15 protein-coding genes and 1 other RNA gene are annotated in these 20,050 nt (G+C 27.0%); 4 read left to right on the top strand and 12 right to left on the bottom strand.

All coding sequences use genetic code 4. The annotated features are described in order from the left end of the window. The first annotated feature begins 171 nt into the window (after positions 1–171). The gene (locus VBM90_RS01105; RefSeq protein WP_323176548.1) at positions 172–2,043 is read left to right on the top strand and encodes a ribonuclease J; all 1,872 of its coding nucleotides are present in this window, start codon (positions 172–174) and stop codon (positions 2,041–2,043) included. 172 nt (positions 2,044–2,215) lie between these two features. After that, on the top strand, positions 2,216–3,121 hold the full coding sequence (locus VBM90_RS01110; protein WP_323176549.1) for an SPFH domain-containing protein: 906 nt from the start codon (positions 2,216–2,218) through the stop codon (positions 3,119–3,121). Positions 3,122–3,178: 57 nt separating this feature from the next. On the opposite strand, the gene VBM90_RS01115 is transcribed toward VBM90_RS01110, so the two are convergent. Further along, entirely contained in the window at positions 3,179–3,832 is a 654-nt protein-coding gene (locus VBM90_RS01115; RefSeq protein ID WP_323176550.1) for a chromate transporter, read from the bottom strand. Then, complete coding sequence (locus tag VBM90_RS01120; protein WP_323176551.1) at positions 3,832–4,479, bottom strand: chromate transporter; 648 nt, start codon at positions 4,477–4,479, stop codon at positions 3,832–3,834. The genes VBM90_RS01115 and VBM90_RS01120 overlap by 1 nt, the downstream gene beginning before the upstream one ends. Positions 4,480–4,632: 153 nt before the next feature. On the opposite strand from VBM90_RS01120, the gene rnpB reads away from it, so the two are divergent. After that, positions 4,633–4,910: RNase P RNA component class B (gene rnpB / locus VBM90_RS01125), an RNA gene on the top strand. A 61-nt stretch (positions 4,911–4,971) separates the two neighbouring features. Here rnpB and VBM90_RS01130 read toward each other — a convergent pair. From VBM90_RS01130 to dnaE, 9 genes are all read right to left on the bottom strand, one after another. Further along, the gene (locus VBM90_RS01130; RefSeq protein ID WP_323176552.1) at positions 4,972–5,562 is read right to left on the bottom strand and encodes an FMN-dependent NADH-azoreductase; all 591 of its coding nucleotides are present in this window, start codon (positions 5,560–5,562) and stop codon (positions 4,972–4,974) included. 164 nt (positions 5,563–5,726) lie between these two features. Continuing rightward, the gene (gene era / locus VBM90_RS01135) at positions 5,727–6,608 is read right to left on the bottom strand and encodes a GTPase Era (RefSeq protein ID WP_323176553.1); all 882 of its coding nucleotides are present in this window, start codon (positions 6,606–6,608) and stop codon (positions 5,727–5,729) included. A gap of 2 nt (positions 6,609–6,610) precedes the next feature. Beyond that, entirely contained in the window at positions 6,611–7,483 is an 873-nt protein-coding gene (gene cdd, locus VBM90_RS01140; RefSeq protein ID WP_323176554.1) for a cytidine deaminase, read from the bottom strand. A 73-nt stretch (positions 7,484–7,556) separates the two neighbouring features. Further along, positions 7,557–8,405, bottom strand: coding sequence for a methionyl-tRNA formyltransferase (gene fmt, locus VBM90_RS01145; protein ID WP_323176555.1), 849 nt, complete (start codon positions 8,403–8,405; stop codon positions 7,557–7,559). 7 nt (positions 8,406–8,412) lie between these two features. Next, positions 8,413–9,321 (bottom strand): hypothetical protein, encoded by a 909-nt coding sequence (locus tag VBM90_RS01150; RefSeq protein ID WP_323176556.1) that lies wholly within the window; start codon positions 9,319–9,321, stop codon positions 8,413–8,415. 15 nt (positions 9,322–9,336) lie between these two features. After that, a complete protein-coding gene (locus VBM90_RS01155) occupies positions 9,337–10,299 on the bottom strand; it encodes a hypothetical protein (protein WP_323176557.1) in 963 nt (320 codons plus the stop codon). 59 nt (positions 10,300–10,358) lie between these two features. Then, entirely contained in the window at positions 10,359–10,922 is a 564-nt protein-coding gene (locus tag VBM90_RS01160; protein WP_323176558.1) for a hypothetical protein, read from the bottom strand. Continuing rightward, entirely contained in the window at positions 10,903–11,814 is a 912-nt protein-coding gene (locus tag VBM90_RS01165) for a 5'-3' exonuclease (RefSeq protein WP_323176559.1), read from the bottom strand. The genes VBM90_RS01160 and VBM90_RS01165 overlap by 20 nt, the downstream gene beginning before the upstream one ends. Continuing rightward, on the bottom strand, positions 11,807–14,722 hold the full coding sequence (dnaE, locus tag VBM90_RS01170; RefSeq protein WP_323176560.1) for a DNA polymerase III subunit alpha: 2,916 nt from the start codon (positions 14,720–14,722) through the stop codon (positions 11,807–11,809). The genes VBM90_RS01165 and dnaE overlap by 8 nt, the downstream gene beginning before the upstream one ends. A gap of 378 nt (positions 14,723–15,100) precedes the next feature. Between dnaE and VBM90_RS01175 the strand changes: the two genes are divergently transcribed. Continuing rightward, a complete protein-coding gene (locus VBM90_RS01175) occupies positions 15,101–17,347 on the top strand; it encodes a hypothetical protein (RefSeq protein ID WP_323176561.1) in 2,247 nt (748 codons plus the stop codon). Positions 17,348–17,402: 55 nt separating this feature from the next. Here VBM90_RS01175 and VBM90_RS01180 read toward each other — a convergent pair whose 3' ends face one another. Then, positions 17,403–19,976 carry a UU173 family protein gene (locus VBM90_RS01180; RefSeq protein ID WP_323176562.1) on the bottom strand — a complete coding sequence of 858 codons (2,574 nt, stop codon included), beginning with the start codon at positions 19,974–19,976 and terminating at the stop codon, positions 17,403–17,405. Positions 19,977–20,050: the final 74 nt, after the last annotated feature.

Genomic DNA, 20,050 nt, shown 5'->3' on the forward strand with positions numbered 1-20,050 from the left:
GTTCGCTATCTTAAAACACTTATTTTTATAATAAAATTCGATATTGTCATGATATAAACTAATAATAGTTTATAATATAGCAAGCAAATACATATTTATATGTATTTAACATTATTTTATTTAAATAATTTGATTAAAAATTACATTATTTATTCATATTTTGGAGGTAATATGAGAGAGAAACAACCGACTTACATATTTGGTTTAGGTGGCGTTGAAGAAATTGGTAAATCCACATTAGTTGTAGAACATATGAACCATATTTTCTTAATTGACTCAGGGATTAAATTTGCAGACACTTACAACACTGGTGTTAAAGGTATTATTCCTGACTATTCATACTTAAATCAACCTGGAAAAATAATTGAAGGTTTATTCATTACACACGGACATGAAGATCACATTGGTGGTGTTGTTTATTTAGTTAAACAAACAAAAATCAAAAAGATTTTTGCTCCAAGAATTGCAATTCAATATTTAAAACTTAAATTTGAAGAGCACAAAATTACAAGAAAAATTGATTTTATTGAAATCAATAAATCAGATGTTTATAAGTTTGCAAATGGATGTAGAGCTGACTTTTGAACCGCTCAACACTCAATTCCGGATGCATTTGGTGTTAGATTAACTACCCCAAACGGTTCACTTATGTGTACAGGAGACTTTAGATTTGACTATACACCAATCGGAAACTATACAGACTTTGCAAGATTAGATGAAATTGGTAAAGAGGGACTTACAGTTCTTTTATCAGATTCAACTAATGCTATGAGACCTGAGCATTCACCTAGTGAATCAGATATCTTAACTGACTTAGAACGTCATATGCGTGCTGCAAAAAGAAAAATTATTATTACTTCATTTGCTTCTAACTTAACAAGAGTTAAAGTTATTATTGAACTTGCTGCTAAATTAGGTAAAAAAGTTATTCCATTCGGTCGTTCAATGATCCAAGGGATTAAAATTGGTAGAAAATTAGGTTACATCAATGTTCCGAATGGTGTGATTGTTGATAAAAAAGACTTGCCTAACATTAAAGATTCAGACCTTGTTGTTTTAACAACAGGTTCTCAAGGTGAAGAACTTGCTGCATTATCTAGAATGAGTTATGGTAAGCATGCGACAATTAAAATTGTAAAAGGTGATATGGTTATTTTCTCATCAAGTCCAATCCCTGGAAACAGAATGGTCGTTGAGTTACTTACAAACAGACTTTATAAATTAGGTGCAATTATTAAAGAAAATGGTGTTGATGGTTACTTACATACATCAGGTCACGCTTATGAGTGAGAGCATGATAAAATCTTTAAATTAACTAGACCTAAATATTTCCTTCCATACCACGGTGACTACAGAATGTGTTTGGTTCACGGACAAACAGCTATTAAAAATGGAGTTAATCCTAAAAATGTTTTAATACCTAAAAAAGGTCAAGTGTTTGAAATGTACAATAACGTTATTAAGCCAACTAATAAAACGATTAACTTTGGACCTATTTACATTGATGGAAACACAGTTTTAAACATTTCAGAAAAAATGCTTCAAGAAAGAGCAAAACTTAAAGATAGTGGATTTGTTAATATTGTTTTCTTAATTGATAGAAACAAAAATGCTATCGTTAATAGACCTCAAATCGTAACAAGAGGAAGCTTCTTTGTAAAAACTTCAAAACAATTAATTGAAGAAACAAGGAGAGTTGCTCACGGTGCAGTTCTATACTACATTAAAAATAATCCAGAATGATCTGTTAAAGATTTGGAAAAATTAATTCAAGATAGATTAAGTACATTATTCTACAAGGAAAAACGTAGAAATCCTATTATTATTCCTACAATTATGTTCCTTGACGAACCGACTGATGAAAAATTAGCTAAAGTTAAACTTAACTTCGGTAAACAGATAGATATTGATGAACAATTAAATGATCCTACAACAAAGAATTTAAGCAAATCACTGAAGAAACAATTACTTAAGGTTAAAGAATCAATTTTTGGTGAAGTCGAAAACGATGAATTAGAAATTGATGAAGAAGATGAAATTTAACCAATAACACTTGAGCACATGGATAAACACTCTATGTGCTTTTTATTTTGCAAAAGTAAAATCCTAAATTTTTATGTAAATTTTTCATATTTTTAAGCAAACTTTTCAAATAATATAAGGTAGTAAAATCAAAGGAGTATAATTAAAATAACCAAATTATTAAGGAGGTTATATGTCAGGTATTATTATTGCTGTGATTATAATTGTTGCAGTGCTTGCTGTAGTAATGCTTGTGATTACAAGTTGTCTTTCAGTGAGAATTGTTAGCGAAACTAACTTCTGCATTGTTGAAAGACTTGGTAAATACAAGAAAACAATGACTAAGGGTGTAAATTTTATGGCTCCTTACATTGATAAAATCAGAGTTAAAAATAACTTTAAGGAAAAAGTTTTTGACTACCCTGCTCAACACGTTATTACAAAAGATAACGCTACTATTCAAGTGGACACAACAGTATATTTAAAAATCTTTGATCCAAAATTATTTGCTTATGGAGCTGAAGATCCATTTTTAGCTATTGAGTTTTTAACATCAACAACACTTAGAAACTTAATCGGGGAACTTGAACTTGATGAAGCATTAACATCTAGAGAAATTATTAACGCTAAGTTAACTAAAATCTTAGATGAAGCTTCAGATGCTTGAGGAATTAAAGTAAAAAGAATTGAAATTCAAAACATTATTCCACCAAAAGAAGTTCAAGAAGCTATGACAAAACAAATGCAAGCTGAACGTATCAAGAGAGCTCAAATACTTGAAGCTAGCGCTGAAAAAGAAAGTAAAATTCTTAGAGCGCAAGGGGAATATGAAAGTACAATCTTACGTGCGAAAGCAGAAAAAGAAAGTATGATTGAAAGAGCAACAGGTAAAAAACAAGCAATTGAACTTATTACAACTGCAAACATTTCGACTGAATATTTACAATTACAAAGTATCGAACAATTAGAAAAACTTGCAAATGGTCATGCTACAAAAATCATCATTCCACCTAACTTAGCAGATATTGCTAAATCAATGTCAGTTGCAAAAGAAGTTTTAGATTTACCTTCTAGAGAAGAAGCTAAAGGAAACAAATAGAAATTAAAAACGAACAGTGTAATCATTAAAAAAACACTGTTCGTTTTTTGATTTTAATTATCCAGCATAAGGAGCAAATAAAATAAGTGAAATTGCTATATTTATAAGAATAATTCAGAATAAAGAAATTCTTCTTTTAGCTAAGTAATATGAACCTAAAATACCTATTGGTACATAGATTTTTAACAGAATATTTTTGTATCCCACAAAATAATTATTGCTTGTCCATCCTGCATAACCTTTAGAAGATGAATTAAAGAAAATTTCAGGTACATAAATAGAGATGAATAATTGAATCGCAAGAGCAATAATTATTCCTGAAACAATTGGTTTCATAATGATTAACATATTAGCAATGAAAGTATTAGTTTTAAATTTTTTAATATACTTCATTGCAATTACCATAACGATAATAGCTGGTAAGCAGAAAATTACATAAGTTAAGAAAACTGCTATATAACCTCATCATTGACCAGATGCAACTAGGTAACCTGTGAAAAAGGCGAATTTAGTTGACACAACACCAGGTGTAGTATTTGAAATTGCAAACACATTATTGATTGCATTTTCATCAATATTTGCACCAAAAACTTGTGCTAAAAAGTTTCACAATCATTGGAATATTGGCATAAAAACTTGACCACCACCAAAGATTGAAAGCGAAATTAAAATTAAAAGAGGTAAGCAAACTAATAAAGCAGTAAGTAGCATTATTTACCTCCTTTTTTAATGAAGGTAATCCCATTTTCCTCAAGTGATTTATTTAATGATTGCTTATTGATAAAGTGCTTTTTATTTACTAAAAACACTACAGCAAAGACAAATAAGATAATTACAATTGAGAAAATTGGTAAATTGTAAGGTGATGGAACAAACAAGGAAATACAGATTGAAAAGAGCATAATAATTAATCAGACTGGTAATTTGAGTGATTGTTTAGATTGCTTTATATATCTTTGTGCAAATGCAATCAAAAAAGCAATAATTGAAACAAGTACACCGACTGAAATTATTTTTAAGTACTCGCTAGGTATGTATTTAGTCAAGATAACTAAGAAAATAAATGCAAATATTACGTGAGGTAATATTCCTAATAAAGTAACTAATGTTCCCTTAAATTTACCTAAAAGACTTATAGATATATATGAAATTGTTTGAATAACCGAAGCACCTGGAAGCATATTTGTAACAATTACAATATCATCCATTTCTTCGTTAGTTATTCATTTTTTATTATCAACTGCTTCTTTTTTAATAACTGGTAAAAGAGCATTACCTCCACCGAATCCAATAAAAGTAACTTTGATAATAAATCAAAATAATTCTCAAAAACTAACTTTTTTATTGTTTTTATTCATTATGTCTCCTATTTATTTAGCAATATTTTATAGTTTTTTCAAAATAACTAAACAATAATAAAAAGTTTAATGATTTTTCTCATTAATTTAGACGAATTTAAGAATTTTTAAGATTTTTATGACTATAAAATAAATAAAATGCTATTATATATTTGCATCAGTCGACAGCTGCATTTTATGTAGAGGAAAGTCCGTGCTAACACCATCTGCGATGATGGTAGTGATCGTGCTAAGCCAAATAAGCTTAGGTTATGCATTATGTGTATAAACGACTAGTGCCACAGAGACGAGAAATATGAAACGGGTAAACTCCACGAGTTAGAAACTCAAATTTTGGTAGAGGAATCATTATTTTAGAACTGAATAAAATAATGGAGTGACATTAAGTCATTAGATAAATTGTCGACCTAGACAGAACACGGCTTATAGATGCAAGCATTCAGGCAACTGAATGTTTTTTTATTTAATATAAAAAATCCACCAAATGATGGATTAGTTAAATATTTGATTTACTTGTTCTTTGATGTGTTCATCAACGTGATTTGGTTCAGTTTGATTAATTGGAGAAACTTTTGTTCCAAAGTATTTAATTTCTTTTGAATCATTACCTGTTAAGAATTTAAATGTTCCTTTTAATCAATCAGAGTGATTACCTCAAGTGTATCAACCCTGTGGTGCACCTTGAGTTGAAACTATAACTGTATTTAAGTTAGTTAATAAAGGAATTGCGTCACCTTGCTTTGAGTATTTGTAACTAAATGTTTTATTAGCAACTGAAATAGCATCGATGAAATTTTTAACTATGACACTAGGTCCAAAGTTAATCATTGGGTTTGAAATGATTAATAAATCAGTTTCTTTAAGTTTTTGAATTCATCTATCTGACTCAACATCTGTGTAATAAGTAGTAAATGTTTGCTTAGTTAAAAAATGTTCATTTAGCTTTGTAGTTGATAAGTCCACTCTTTCGATTAATGCATTTTCTTTTGATTTAAGTGCTTCTTCAATGTAATTTAAAATGTTAGTTGAGTATGATTTTTCATTTTGTAAAAGATTTCCATCTAAAATTAATACTTTTTTCATATTTCCCCCTTAAATTTTATAAAAAGTTAATATTTAGTTATTTTTTAGCTTAAAAAATCACTTTTTATATTAGTATATTTTAGCAAACTTTTAATAATAGGTATGATAAAACACAAAAATAATATAAAAAGTTGGTATTAATTAACAAATACCAACTGTAAAAATTATTTAGTAGAGTAACCAAATTTTTCAAGTGCATCTGCATCATCGATTCATTTTTTAGCTATCTTAACTTTTAAAGTTAATGATGTAGGAATATCGAATTGATGCGCAATTTTCTTTCTAGCAACTGTACCTATTTTTTTGATTTTTTCACCGTTTTTACCTATAACCATACCTTTTTGAGAAGCTTTTTTAACATAGATAATTGCATCAATATCTAATCTATCTTCAGATTCTTCAAATTCTAGAACTTCCACAGCAATTGAGTGAGGTAGCTCTTCATAAAGTTCATTAATTGCAGATTCACGAATGATTTCTTTCGCTATAAAACGCATAGATTTGTCTGTGATGTATTCAGGATCATATTGAGCTTCACCATCGTAAGCGTATTTTTCAATTTCAGTAATTAAAGCACTAATTGATTTAGGATCGTTTACATCAGTAGACATAATTGTTTCAAAACCGTGTTCTTTAAGCTCTTTGATTTTATCAAGTAGCTTTTGAGGATCTTTTTTAATTTTGTCAATCTTAGAAATAACAGCAATCTTGTTTTTTACGTGCTTGATTTTTTCTAAAATCATTTCATCACCTTTGCCAATTGCCTCATCAGCAGGTGATAAGAATAAAAGAACATCTATGTCTTTGGTTGCATCATAAGCGTTTTTGTTTAAAGCTTCTCCAAGTTTATTTTGTGGTTTATGGATACCAGGTGTATCAATGAAAATGATTTGTAAATCATTTTCTGTATAGATACCTGTAATTTGGTCTCTGGTTGTTTGAGCTACATTAGTAACAATTGCAACATTGTAGCCGATAATAGCATTAAGAAGACTACTTTTACCTACGTTTGGTCTTCCTAAAATACTTGCAAAACATATTTTCATAATTATTTAATTGTAATTTCTTCAGCTCTAATGCTGTATGGAACTATTTCTTCAACTGTGTTAACTCTTAATTGTTTTCCATCATTACTGTATTGGTAAACTTTTGCATCAAGAGGCATAAATTCAGTCATAACTTGTCTACATCCAGCACAAGGACTAATGATTTCATTTTTTCCACTAATAATGTGAATTTCTTTAAATTTTCCAACTTTTCCACCGTATGCTACTGAACCAAACATAGCACTTCTTTCAGCACATAAACCTGATGGATAAGCAGCGTTTTCAACGTTAACTCCGTAGTATTCTTTTCCATCTTCAGCAACTAAAATTGCAGCTACTGGGAATTTTGAATATGGCACATAAGAGTATTTAAGTAAATCTTTTAATTTTTCAAATGTCATGTCTTTTCCTTCTTTTCTTGTTATTTTTAAAGGATTAAAAATATCATCAACTATTTTATTCATTTGAATTCTTTCTTCTTCAATTTCATGGTCATATCCAGCTAAGTGGACTAATCCGTGAGTGAATAAGTAGCAGAATTCTCTTTTAATTGAGTGTCCAAAATATTTTGCTTGTCTTACAACTTTGTTTCAACAAATAACTAACTCTCCAAGATGAATAAATGGAAGTTCATCATACATAGAACTATCATCAAATCCAAATGAAAGGATGTCAGTTACATAATCTTTGTTTCTGTATTCTTTGTTTAATCTCTTAATTTTTTGAGGAGAAACTAAAGAAACATCAACAATTATTTGTTTTTTGATACCGAAGTATTCTGCAAAATTTTTGATAATCTGCTTCATTTCTTTTTCGAAAATAATTGCATCTTTGATTTTCGAATTAATAGTTAATGATACTTTTACCTTTTTCATACTTTATAATTATACTTGAAATATGTAAACATATTTAGTTGAAGAAAATAAAAAAACTTGAAATTAATCAAGTTTAGTAATTTAATTTAACACGTTTTTTAGTTTCAAATTGATAATCAACTGCTCATAGTTTTCCATCAGTGAATTGAAGTGGTAATCCATTTGGAACTTTGTGTTTTGCAGCATAATAAATTTTGACTCTTTTGTTATCTAAAATAACATAAGCACCCGGGTTAGATGAGAATGCTCTGATTTTATTAAATGCTTGTTCAACTGTTAAATCACTTGTTAAGAGTGCATCTTCTTTTAATAATTTTGGACTCAAAACGACTTTATCTTCATCTTGAACAATTTCCTCAAAATCACCTTTAACGTAGTCTACAAGTCATTTTGTGATATTTTCAGTAGCTAATTTTGATAATTTTACAAACAATGTATCAGATGTGTCTGTGTCTTCAATTGGAATTGAAACCATTTTAATAATGTTACCTGCATCCATTTGTTTTGTCATATACATTAATGAAAGTCCGGTTTCTTTATCTCCATAAAGAAGTGAATATTGAATAGGCGCAGCACCTCTATATTTAGGTAACAGTGAACCGTGAATATTAATTGAAGCTAATTTTGGAAGTGCTAAAACTTTTTCAGGAACATATTGACCAAAAGCACAAGTTAGTAAGATATCAAAATCTAATTCTTTAAGTTCGTCATAAATTTGTCCGATTTTTTCAGGTTGAAAAAGTCTAATGTTATATTTTTGAGCTAATAATTTTGTAGGAGTAGGTAAAAGTGCATAACCTCTATTTGCTGGTTTATCAGGTTGCGAAACAATTCCTACAACGTCAAAGTTTTTGATAACTTCTTCAAAAATAGGAACCGAGAACTCCGGTGTTCCTGCTAATAAAATTTTTGTTTTATTCATTTTTCTCCTATCCGATTGTGATTTCCTTGTAAATTAGCTCTCTCATAACTTCAACAATTTTAGTAAGCATTTGTTCGGTTAATTTAGTCGTTGATTTACTATTTTCATTAATTTCTTTTAAGTGTGTAAACATTTTTTCAGATGTAAAGTATGTTCCAAAGAAAGTAATTTTATTATTGATTGATCTTTGTTCTAAAATTTCCATAATTACTGAATCTCAGAATCAAATACTTAAGTTTTTAAGTCCAATTTCATCTAAAACTAACAAATCAACTTCACTAAGCTGTTTTTTAATAAAATCAATGTCATTTGAGTTTTTCTTATCAAATGTTCTTTTGATTTCTTGGTCTAAATCGTTTATATTGATGTAAGCAACAGTTTTGTTATCTAATGCAAAAGAGTTTGCGATTCTTGAAAGTAAATTACTTCTTTGAGATTTTCTTACTCCAGAAATTAAAAGACCCTTCATTGACAGTTCATTGTGTTCTTTTAATTTTACTTTTAACTCTTCTACATACTTGTGTAAGTCAATATAGTCATCATCATTTATAACTACATTTTCAATAACTTCATCATTAATCGGTTCACTGATGTCTGTGAAAATTAAGTGATTTTCTAATCTTAATTTTCTACCTTCATCATTATTTGCTATTTTTCTGACTAACTGCAATTTACCATTTTCATCTCTTAAAAAATAATTTCTAATAGGTAGATTTTTATCGATAGTTCTTTGTTTATAGTAATCAATTAAATGAACAAAATAATCTCAAATTTCCTTATCTGAGATATTTAATTCATCAATTAGTTGTGCTAATATTTCTTTTTTCTTAATATCAGCAATAATCTGTGCAGGATCTATTTTCAAGTTTTTATCTAGAAAAATTCTTCAATCAAGATTTTGATTATTCTTTGTCATTAATTAAGTCTCCAATTAATGTTTAAGAGCATTCTTAAAAGCTTCTTTTTCATGGAAAATTTTTTGTTCTTTTTGATCTTTAAATTTTCCATCAAAATAAGTTTCGATTGTGTCAAATCTCATAAGACCTGCATTTTTAATTTCAACCATCATTGAGTTTGCATGTTTAAATCACTCGTTAGGAGTTGAAGATTTTTCTTTAGAAATATATAAAACATAGTTAATGATTTTTGAATCAGCAAATTTACTGATTCATTCATCTAATTTGTTTTCAATTTTTTCATTTCTAAAACCATATGAAATTGATTTATAGAAATCTCTTGTGCTTAATTTAATTAAAGCTTCATATTTATTTGAATACTTATATTCGTTTAATAAGCTAATAGGCTCTAACATAGAAAAATCTACTGGTGCAAAATCGGCATTTTGTTGTCTTAATTTACCTAAATTAATTAAATTGTCAACAAATTCATTATTTGGATATTGAGCTTGCTCATTCTCATTATTAAATACATCAAAGAAACTTGCTGAAACGTCTTGGATGTGTGGTGTTTCAATGATGTTTGATTTTTTCAATCTATTATTAACTTTAATTTTGAAGTATGTATCACCAATTTTAGATTTCAACATTTCTGAAATTAAATGGTTATTTTTAATACCAGCTGCATTAAGTGGTTTTTGAATACTAAAGATAGTGATTTTTTGTTCATCATCTCTCAAAGTATCAATTAAACCAACGGCTTCAAGTTGTAATCTAGCTTGATTTAATCTGTTTTCGTGCATATTTAAGAATGTAGTTAGAGTTAAAAAATCATAGCTACTTCTTTTGTATTTGCTATCTTTAACAATATCTAATAAATATTGGTAAAGAAAAACAGGGTCAGCACCTAAAAATGGACCGTAAAATTCACGTAAATTACTAAGGTCCTCCATTGTTATTTCGTTAACTTTTTCAACTGCGAAATATTGATAAATCATCGGTGCTTCCTCCTGTTTTTTCTTGTGTTTGAAATTTTTGGTACTCTAATTTTACTTACTTATTTTTTTAGCTCCAAAAATTCTTTTATTTTTTCTTTACTATCTCTCATATTAATAGGGATATGCACAACCTTTTTTGACCTAAAAAAATCTTTTGTGTCTCAATTGTAGTTGTTTTGGTTGTCTAAAATTTCTTTTGTGAAGTTATCCACACCCCTAATTTTTAAGAATTTTGACCTATTTTCTTCATCTATTTGCATATGATAGACCGTAGAGAAAAAGATTGAAAAATCGACTATTTTTGTATATAAAATTGGTATTTCTACAAAATCGTACTGATTTGATTTAAGGTGCTCAAAAATTACTTCAAAAACATACTTTTCAAGTATTTTTAAGTTATTTGGATTTAAACTTATCCATTGCTTAATAAAAGGTTTTCAAACTTGATTATTTTTGATTAAAAAACTACCGATTTTATTGTTAATTTTGTTGATAAAATCAGTATTTTTTTCATATAAATCATTTACAAATTCATCAAGATTTAATGATTTGTAACCTAATTCTCTTGCAGTATTTAAAAAGTAAGTTTTGCCAGAGCAAATTCTACCTACTATTGCTATCATAATTTAGCATACTTTCTTTTAATCTAACTAATTCAAGTTCATCAAGAATAGACATTGCATTTTGTAGATTAAGTTTTAATAAGTAGTTATCTTTTGATTCATTAAAATCTGGAACATTTGTATATAACTGAGCCATTTTATAACAGAATAACCCTTGGTCATATCCGGATTCTAATTTTGTAATAATTGATTTTGTAAAATTATCAGCTCAAGTATCTTTTTGTTCATATAAATTAATGAAACTTTTGTATTTATCAAGAATACTGATAGCGGTTTTTTTTCCAATACCTTTAATACCTGGCAAGTTATCACTGCTATCTCCTGCTAAACCTTTATAATCAGGAACTTGATTTGGATAAATTCCATATTCTTCAGGATAAATATCTAATGTTAATAAATCAAATTTATTTTTTTTAGGTCTCTTAACAATAACTGATGTGTGTTCATCAATTAATTGATGTAAGTCTCTGTCTTTTGAAAAGATAATTTTCTCTTCTCCTTGAGCGACATTTTTAACATAAGTTCCGATTAAATCGTCAGCTTCATAACCGGTTTGCTCTTTTCAAGGAATTTCTAAAAGAGTTAACATTTCTTTAATTTTGTCCATTTGAACAAATAATTCAGATGGAGCTGAAGCTCTACCGCTTTTGTATTCATCAAAAGCTTCGTGTCTGAAAGTTTTTCCTTGACTATCAAAAGCTATAAAAATGTGTGTTGGATTAAATTGGTTGAATATTTTTAGAAGTTGATGGAAGAATAAGTTGATTGCATTAGTAGGGAAACCTGTTGAAGTTCTTAAAATGTCATTAGGATTTCCATAATATGTTGCATAAAATGATTGAAAACTTAAGTAGTTTCCATCAACTAATAAATGTAAGTTTTTGTTATCCATTATCTACCTCTCTTCAATCACTAAAGTTATAAAATCCTTTACTAATTTTGATTAAAATCAACATTTTTCTAGGTCTTGTATCATTAAGAATTTCAATAGCTCTATTATTAAAGCCAAAAACTGTTACAGATTTTGTTGAATCTGTTACCGATAATCTAGGTCTACCTTTAGCATCCTTAGTCACTTTAGTTAACATAACTTCAATTCACTCATATTGATCTGTAAGCTGATCTAATGTTAATGTATTGTGTTTGTTTGAAATATTTGAATTTAAGTTATAAATGCTTCCTAATAATTGAGATTCATATTGAATTTGTTCATTTAAATCACTTGGTACGAGTTCAAATTCAATTTGCTCAATATTTTGCATTTTAATAAACTCTTGGAGTTGTTGTTTTTTATCGCCTTCAATTTTCTTATATGAAGCAACAAATAAATCATTAAGTTGCTTGCAAATGATCAGTCCATTTAATAAAGTTTGCATTCCATAAAATTCTCTAAATGCATTAGCTTTAATAAGTGTTTCAATATTTGACTCAGTTACATTTCCTAAATTTCTTAATCTAAGATATGCGACTATAAAGTTTTCATATTGGCCATTTTGATTTCTTTCTTCAAGTATTTTTTCAACAGCACTTTCACCAATTCCTTTAATCATATTTAATGGTAAATAAAGTTCATTATCAACAATTTCAACCATATTTGATGAATTGTTAATTTCAGGTGATTGAACTTTTATATCTTGGTCACTAGCTTCAACGGTGTATTTTTTGATATTTTGCTGGTCTGATGATGAATTTGAAATTAACACTTTATAGAAAATAAGTGGGTAGTTTGCTTTATAGAAAGCTAACTTATATGAAATTAATGAATAAGCAACAGCGTGTGATTTATTAAATCCATAAGCAGCGAATTTTTCAATATTTGAATAAATTTTTTCTAATAAGTCTATAGAAATATTGTTTTGTAATCCACCTTTGAAAAATTCAGCTTTATAGCTATGTAATAGCTTTTCATCTTTTTTAGAAATTGCTCTTCTAAGTAAATCAGCTTGAGCAAAAGACATATTTGCAACTTGCTGTGCAATTTGCATAATTTGCTCTTGGTAAACAATAATTCCAAATGTAGGTTTAACAATTTGATCATATAGTGGATGAATTGTTTCGATTCTGTTTTGGTTTTGTTTATTTTTACCATATGTACCAATAAATTCCATTGGACCAGGTCTAAACAATGAAACAATTGCATAGATATCATCAAATGAATCAATTTTAACTTCTTTAATTGTTCTTTGCATTCCTATTGATTCAAGTTGAAAAATTCCATTTGTATGTGTGTTATTAAGTAATTTTTTAGTTTTATCTTCTAATTGAACTGAATAACTATCTCCTATGACTTTTTCAAAAGTCTGTTCAGGTTCTAATAAATCTTCAATTTCTTTGAGAATAGTTAAGTTCTTAAGTGCCAAAAAGTCAATTTTAATAAGACCATATTTTTCTAGATGGTTTAATGTAAATTGAACTTGTTGAATTAATCCGTTATTGTAAATTGTGGGAATAAGTTTATTAATTTGTTGATCACAAACAATAATACCAGCAGGGTGTGTTCCGATTTGTCTTGGTAACCCCTCAATTTTTGAAGCATACTCGTGTAAGTTAGGATATTTATCTACATATGATCTATATTTTGGATTAGTTTCATAAGCATCAACAAGACTTAAGTCAGTTGACTTAATTGCATTACAAATTTTTTCAACTTCTGAAAGTGGTACATCTAAGTATCTAGCAACATCTCTGATGCTGTTTTTTAGTGCTAAAGTTTGAAACGTTGTAATTAGAGCAACATTTTCTTCTCCATATTTATTTTTAATGTATTCTAAAACTTCATTTCTTCTGTTATCTTGAATATCAATATCAATATCTGGAAGAGAAACTCTGTCAATATTTAAGAAACGTTCAAATAGCAATCCAAATTCTAGTGGATTAATATCCGTAATTCCTAATATATAAGAAATAATTGACCCAGAAGCACTACCTCTACCTGGTCCTACTTCAATTTTATTTTTCTTAGCTCAAGCAATTGCATCTTGAATAATCAAAAAGTAGTTAATAAAACCTAATTTAGCAATAACAGAAATCTCATAATTAACTCTATTTACAACAACATCTTCACCGAATTTGTAAATAAGTTCTTTGGTTCTATCATTAATTAATAATTTTTTAAATTCTGCTGCTGCATTGTCTGAAAATTTAGCTAATTTAATTGAATTATTAGGTTTAGATACGTTGCAATTTTGTGCAATGTATAACATATTTTTATATACATCTTCGTGAAGATCTTGTCAATCTTCTTCATCTAAATATTCATTATATGTTTGAGTTTCTTCGTTAATTGAACCAATTTTTTGAATAACTCTGAGGATTTCATTATCCTCAAAATTTAAAACTTTTTTAGCTGGTGCATAGACAGTTTGATATTCAAGTGGAGTTTTATTATTTAAATAAAAATTACTTAAATATTTATCAACTGCAATACCTTTAGATCTATGTCCTAGGTATTGATGGTCAATAATGAAAATATCTGAATTATCAAGTTCATGGTATGAAACTACTTTACCTTCAGATTTAGCATAAATAAGTTGATTAATAAAAGCGTATCCATTATTGTTTTTAGCTAATACAATAACAGTAAATCCTTCTGACAAATCAAGTTCAATACCAATAAGGGGTTTGATATTAAACTTATCTTGCATATTTCAATAATATTGCAATGCATATAAGTTTTCCTTATCTGTTAAAGGTAAGAATTCTAAATTATTTTCAACTGCTAATTTAATGAGTTTTTCAACTCTGATAGCAGAGTTTAAAAATGAATATTCAGTATTTGTGTGAAGATATATTTTTTTCATATTTAAATTATATTTTTCTTTTATCAAACTAACAGAAAATACCTGATTTTTTTAATTAAATATATCTACTAAATTCATAAAAATTTCGTTAATCACCCTATTTTATGACACTACAAAAATCATTTTTCTGTTTTAGAAGCAAAATGTGTAAGAAAATATGAAAAATATAGTTTTTTATAAAAAAATTACATAAAAATAAGATATTGAGATTAATAAGGAGTACAATCAAGATATATTAGATATTTTTTAAATGTCAGTCAGGGTGAGAAATGTTGAATTTTAAGAGAATAAAGAATAAACCTAACAAAATGTAAAGTTTGTTGAATAGATTTTTACATAATATATTAGTGAATGATTATGTATTGGGAGATGTTTATTATGCATAGAAAGTTTTTATTATTAGGTGCTATTTCAGGTATATTGCTTTCTTCATTGACAATGGTAAGCTGTTCAGAAGAAGATGAAAGTAAGTTTTTCACAAAAGAAGAAAAAAAGATAATATGAGGGGGTGAATATAAACCTGAAGAATTTTTTAATGAGTCTTATTCGCTGATAAGTGAAATTAATCAAACAAATGAACTTCAAACAGAAATTAAAAAGATTATTGAAAATATATCTATATATTTAAAGAATTTGTTGTTCATAAATTCTAATGATAATAAAAATGAATCGTTGATCAATTTTGTTAATGAAAGAAATAAAATTCAATTTTTGATTTCATCAACATTAAATTCAATTGAAGAAAAATATGCGTTATTGAAACAATTAATAGATACAAATACCGAAAAAGAGCAACCAAAATCTGAATACGAATCATTTAAAATTGAAAAGTTAAATGAACTAAAATCTAAATTATCTCAATATGTGGTTGAAACTAATTTTAATGAAACAATTTTAAACAATTGGTTGGATATAATTAAAAAAATAAACAATGAAAAAACTCAAAAATATAACTTGAGCAGAAAATTTAAAATTAACTTAAAGTCTTTTAAGAATTTTTATAAAAATTTTGAATGAACATTTGGTAGCTCTATATCTAAGTTTGAAAAAGATATTTTCCAAAACAGAAGTGATCAATTTTGATTTTCTGATATCTTATTAACAACATTAAACGATAAAGTTGTGAATAGAATATTTTCAGAAACAACAAATAGTAAAACAAAAGAAGAATTTGTCAAATTAGCAGGTAAATTTATAAATTTCTGAAAATTCAACTATGAAGAAGATAAATTTATTAGTGATCCTAATTTATTAAGATTAATTAAAAATGCAAATATTTGATCAATTAATTATTGGGACTCACTAAGCATAAGCAATGAATTAAGCAAGAAGGTTGAAGTAGATTTAATAAACAATAAAAAATACTTTTTTGATCAATTGATTTTTAACGACTGCGATTACAATAAAAATGAAGCTATTCAAATAATTAAAAAAGTATTGCAACTTATGCCGTCTGAGAAAGAATTTGAAGTCGATTCCTCAGGAAAAGATGATTGAAATATTTTCGCTGATCAGATAGTAGATAGAAGTCATATTTGAGTTAAAGAGTGAGCTACTACTGAATTTTGAAATTATTACAATAACATATATTTAAATGATATCTCTAGAAAATGAGAAGAATCAAATTTTTGATCTTTAAATACACTAAATACAAATGGTTTCAAAAATCCACAAAATAGAAAATCTAAATTCTATAATAATGTAATGAATAAGCGTTTAGATGATCTTAACCAAAATATCACAACCTTATCAATTGCACTTGATTGATTTAATCCTGATGAAGATATTTTAATTTGGTATGATCCAGAGGATGGTATTGATAATTGGGTTACTAATTCTAATATAAATCCATTTAATAATTTATATGTAAAAAATAATAAAGGTAATAAAGTTTTTATTAAAACTCCTAAAAATATTTATTCAACTTTTATGAACAAATTTTTGAGAATATGTCAGTTTATATTGAGGTTTTATCGAATGTCTCCATGATCTATTTTGAATCTTGAAGATTTAAGTCATTATGAAGAATTAATTGATTTAGCTAAAATACCAAAAGAATTACTTGAAAAGTCATCTGAAGATATGAAAGAAATATGAGCTGAAATACAGAGCAAGCCAGACTTTACTAAAGAAGATATGGAATGATTTAAAATATCTTATTACTTATCTACTTATGGAGAAAATGTTGAATATTTAAAAGAACCAGGATTGGAAGGTTTCAAAATAAAAATAAGACAAGGTGACTATTCGCATTTGGGCAATTTATATAATATTTCATATTCATTTACAGAAGATGAAATAAATAATATCAAGCAAAGATATTTCACGGCTGACGAAATGATGAATTCAAACAATAATAACAGCAAATTCTATGAATTAATTGAGCAATTGCAACATATTAAAAATGTAATTGAGACAAGTAGGAACAACAAAAATTCAAATCATAAGTTTTTCAAACACTTGAAAAATTATGCTGCTAAAAATATTAATTTTAATGAATGATTAAAATTAAAAGAAAATCAAAACAATTATTTTGGTAATGATGTTAAATCTAAAACTAATTACCAAATTGATAGAACAATTGAATTTCTAAATGAATTAATCGCCATTCTTAAATCTAATTAAAAAATACAAGCAAATAATTACAGTTTCAGTCGTAATAATTGCTTGTATTTTTATTTTAATCTCTTGGGGCTAGTGTTATTTGCTCATTTTCTATCTTGTATTCATACTTTTCTGAATCAATTTTGTACTCATATTCATCAAGTTCTGGGAACTTAAGTCTAAGAATGTACATAATAAGCTCATAAACCATTATCATAGCTCTAACATCGTTTTCACAGTACTTTTTAAGTTCAGGAACAATGTCATTTTCTCAATGTGAATCCCCAATTAGTTTTGCGTGTCTAATTTGCGCTTTTTCCATTGCCATAGTACCTTTTTGAATAACTAATTCTGAATAAGGTGTAATCAATGTTTTGAGTTTTAAATTGTTATGTGTAATGTATTTTTCAACTTTCTTAATGCTACTAAATCTTAGTAGTTCATTAATATAACAAATTCTATCTAATGCAAATTTTTCAGTATCGCTATTAATTAATTTAACTAATTCTAATGTTTCATTGCTTGTATTTTCTTTAAATACGATGAAATATTTATCTGAAATTAACCTAGATTTAAGTTCTGTTGATGTTGATTTAAAAATATCATTTAAGTCGATTGCTAAATTGTTGATTTCATTAATTGCTTGTTTGAAGTTTCCTAATGTTTCAAAATGCAAGTGAATTTGCTCTTGAATTTTTTCATTATTATTTTTGTATTCAATTTCAATTAAATTAAGAATTTCTTTGTTTCTTGTATTTTCATATGTCTTGTTATATACAACATAACCTTTAGCATCTTTATCGTGAATTATCTTAAACATATATATTGTTTTAGATAAATCGAAGTTTTTTGTGTCTATGACAAAGTTCTCTTTGTAAGTTTCTTTGCCATTTTGAGTTTTGATAACAGATACTTGGTTAACGATTTGCTGATATGATGATGTACCGGGGATAACTGGATAGATTGATGAAAAACCTTCATAGTCATATCAAACAATTACTGAGTCTTTTAAGTGAATTTTAAAGATTTTATCAAGAGCCGCTTTAACATTTATTGCATTTATTTTTTCATATTTGTTAATTAGCTCAAGTACTTTATCTTCAGATTCTTTAGTTATTCTACCGAATGAATAAGGCATAAAATCTTTTCCATAAAGATATGCTCTAATAACTAATTTATCAGGTGATTTGAATACATCTGTAGGTATATTAATAAGAGAACTATTTGAAATCTTTGAGTTTTTGTATGCATTTATATAATCATTTAAACTATTTATTAATTCAAAATTATCTTCAGCATCTTTGCTAAAACAATATCTAAATAAGTTGTAATCAATATTAGATAATTCGGGTGCTAAATAATAAGAATTGATGATTTTGTCAATGTAACTATCAAATGGTTCGTAGTAAACATATGACTCAGGTGAACTTCCTCTCTTGTCTTTTGTAAGAAAAACACCATTTGATTTTTCTATTAATGAATTAACTGATTTATAGATATCATGAGTTTCTTTTATTTGGTCTATAAATTCACTAAATATCTTAATTACATTAGGTATTGCTGCAAATTCTTCTAAATTAAGTCCTAAACTTCTATCGCAATAATATCCTCTTTTAGCACTCAAAATAAAGGAATTTGAATTTTTTGTAAAGTTATTTAAGTAGTCTTGTTCATTTCACGAATCATACAATGTAAGTGTTCCTGATTTTAATAATCCGTGTTCGATTAGGGTGAATAAATTATAAAATTCATCTTCGCTCATTCAATCTAATTTATCAGATTTATTACTTGGTTTTGAAGGCGATTTTATCTTTGTCATTGCTGAAAAGACTTCGTAAAAGTCAATCTTGTCTTTTTGAGTTAATCTAAGTTTATTAACAAATGGATTAATAATAATTTCGCTAATAGATTCAAGAGGAATATTTTCTTTTTTTAGCACGTTGTAGTTATAAAAGTTTTTTTGATATAAATCTTTCTTAGCTTTATCGACATATGATAAACCTACATATTTTTTAAGTTTTTTATCATATATAAGCGCTGATGAAGTTAAATAAAATACATCATTTTGATTCTCGATTTTATAAGCAAATACAGGTTCAATAATTACTTTGATTTTGTCATCATTTAAGTAATTAAGTGTTTGTTGCAATTTAATTTCTAAATTATCAATTTGTTTAATATAACCAACTTCATTTGGTTTATAGTTGTGTTTATTTAAATATCAATTGTATGCATCCAATTTAAATTGCAAGAATTCAGAAATGTTAACTTTAATAAATTCAACTTGTTCGCTGTTTTCTTGTTTTGCAAAAATTGAACCTAATTCGTGTAAGAAATTATTGCTTCAAACAAGTTTGTCTGAATTTGTATCTAGTTCCATTTGCAAGTTTTGTTCAGACATAAATTCAGACACTTTATTTGCATCAATTGCATTTTCACTAGATTCATCCTCATCGTCATCTAATTCATCAATATTGCCGAATTTAATATTGCTTAAATAATCATCCATTGATACATTATATTTATCAAAATAAGCTGATTTTTTAATTCAATCAACTAAGTTATTTGAATGAAAAATCAGTAAAGGATTTTTGAAAAAAACTTTTAGAAAGTTGTTTGCAGTTATCTTAATAATATTTTTTTGCTCCATATTTACACCCCTTATTTTGATTATATCAAGTTGTAGATATTTGATTGTAACTTCTGTGTTTGAACCATAGGGAT

Origin of the sequence: Mycoplasma sp. 2704 (assembly GCF_034863285.1) — a bacterium.
Lineage (GTDB): Bacteria > Bacillota_I > Bacilli_A > Mycoplasmatales > Metamycoplasmataceae > Mycoplasmopsis.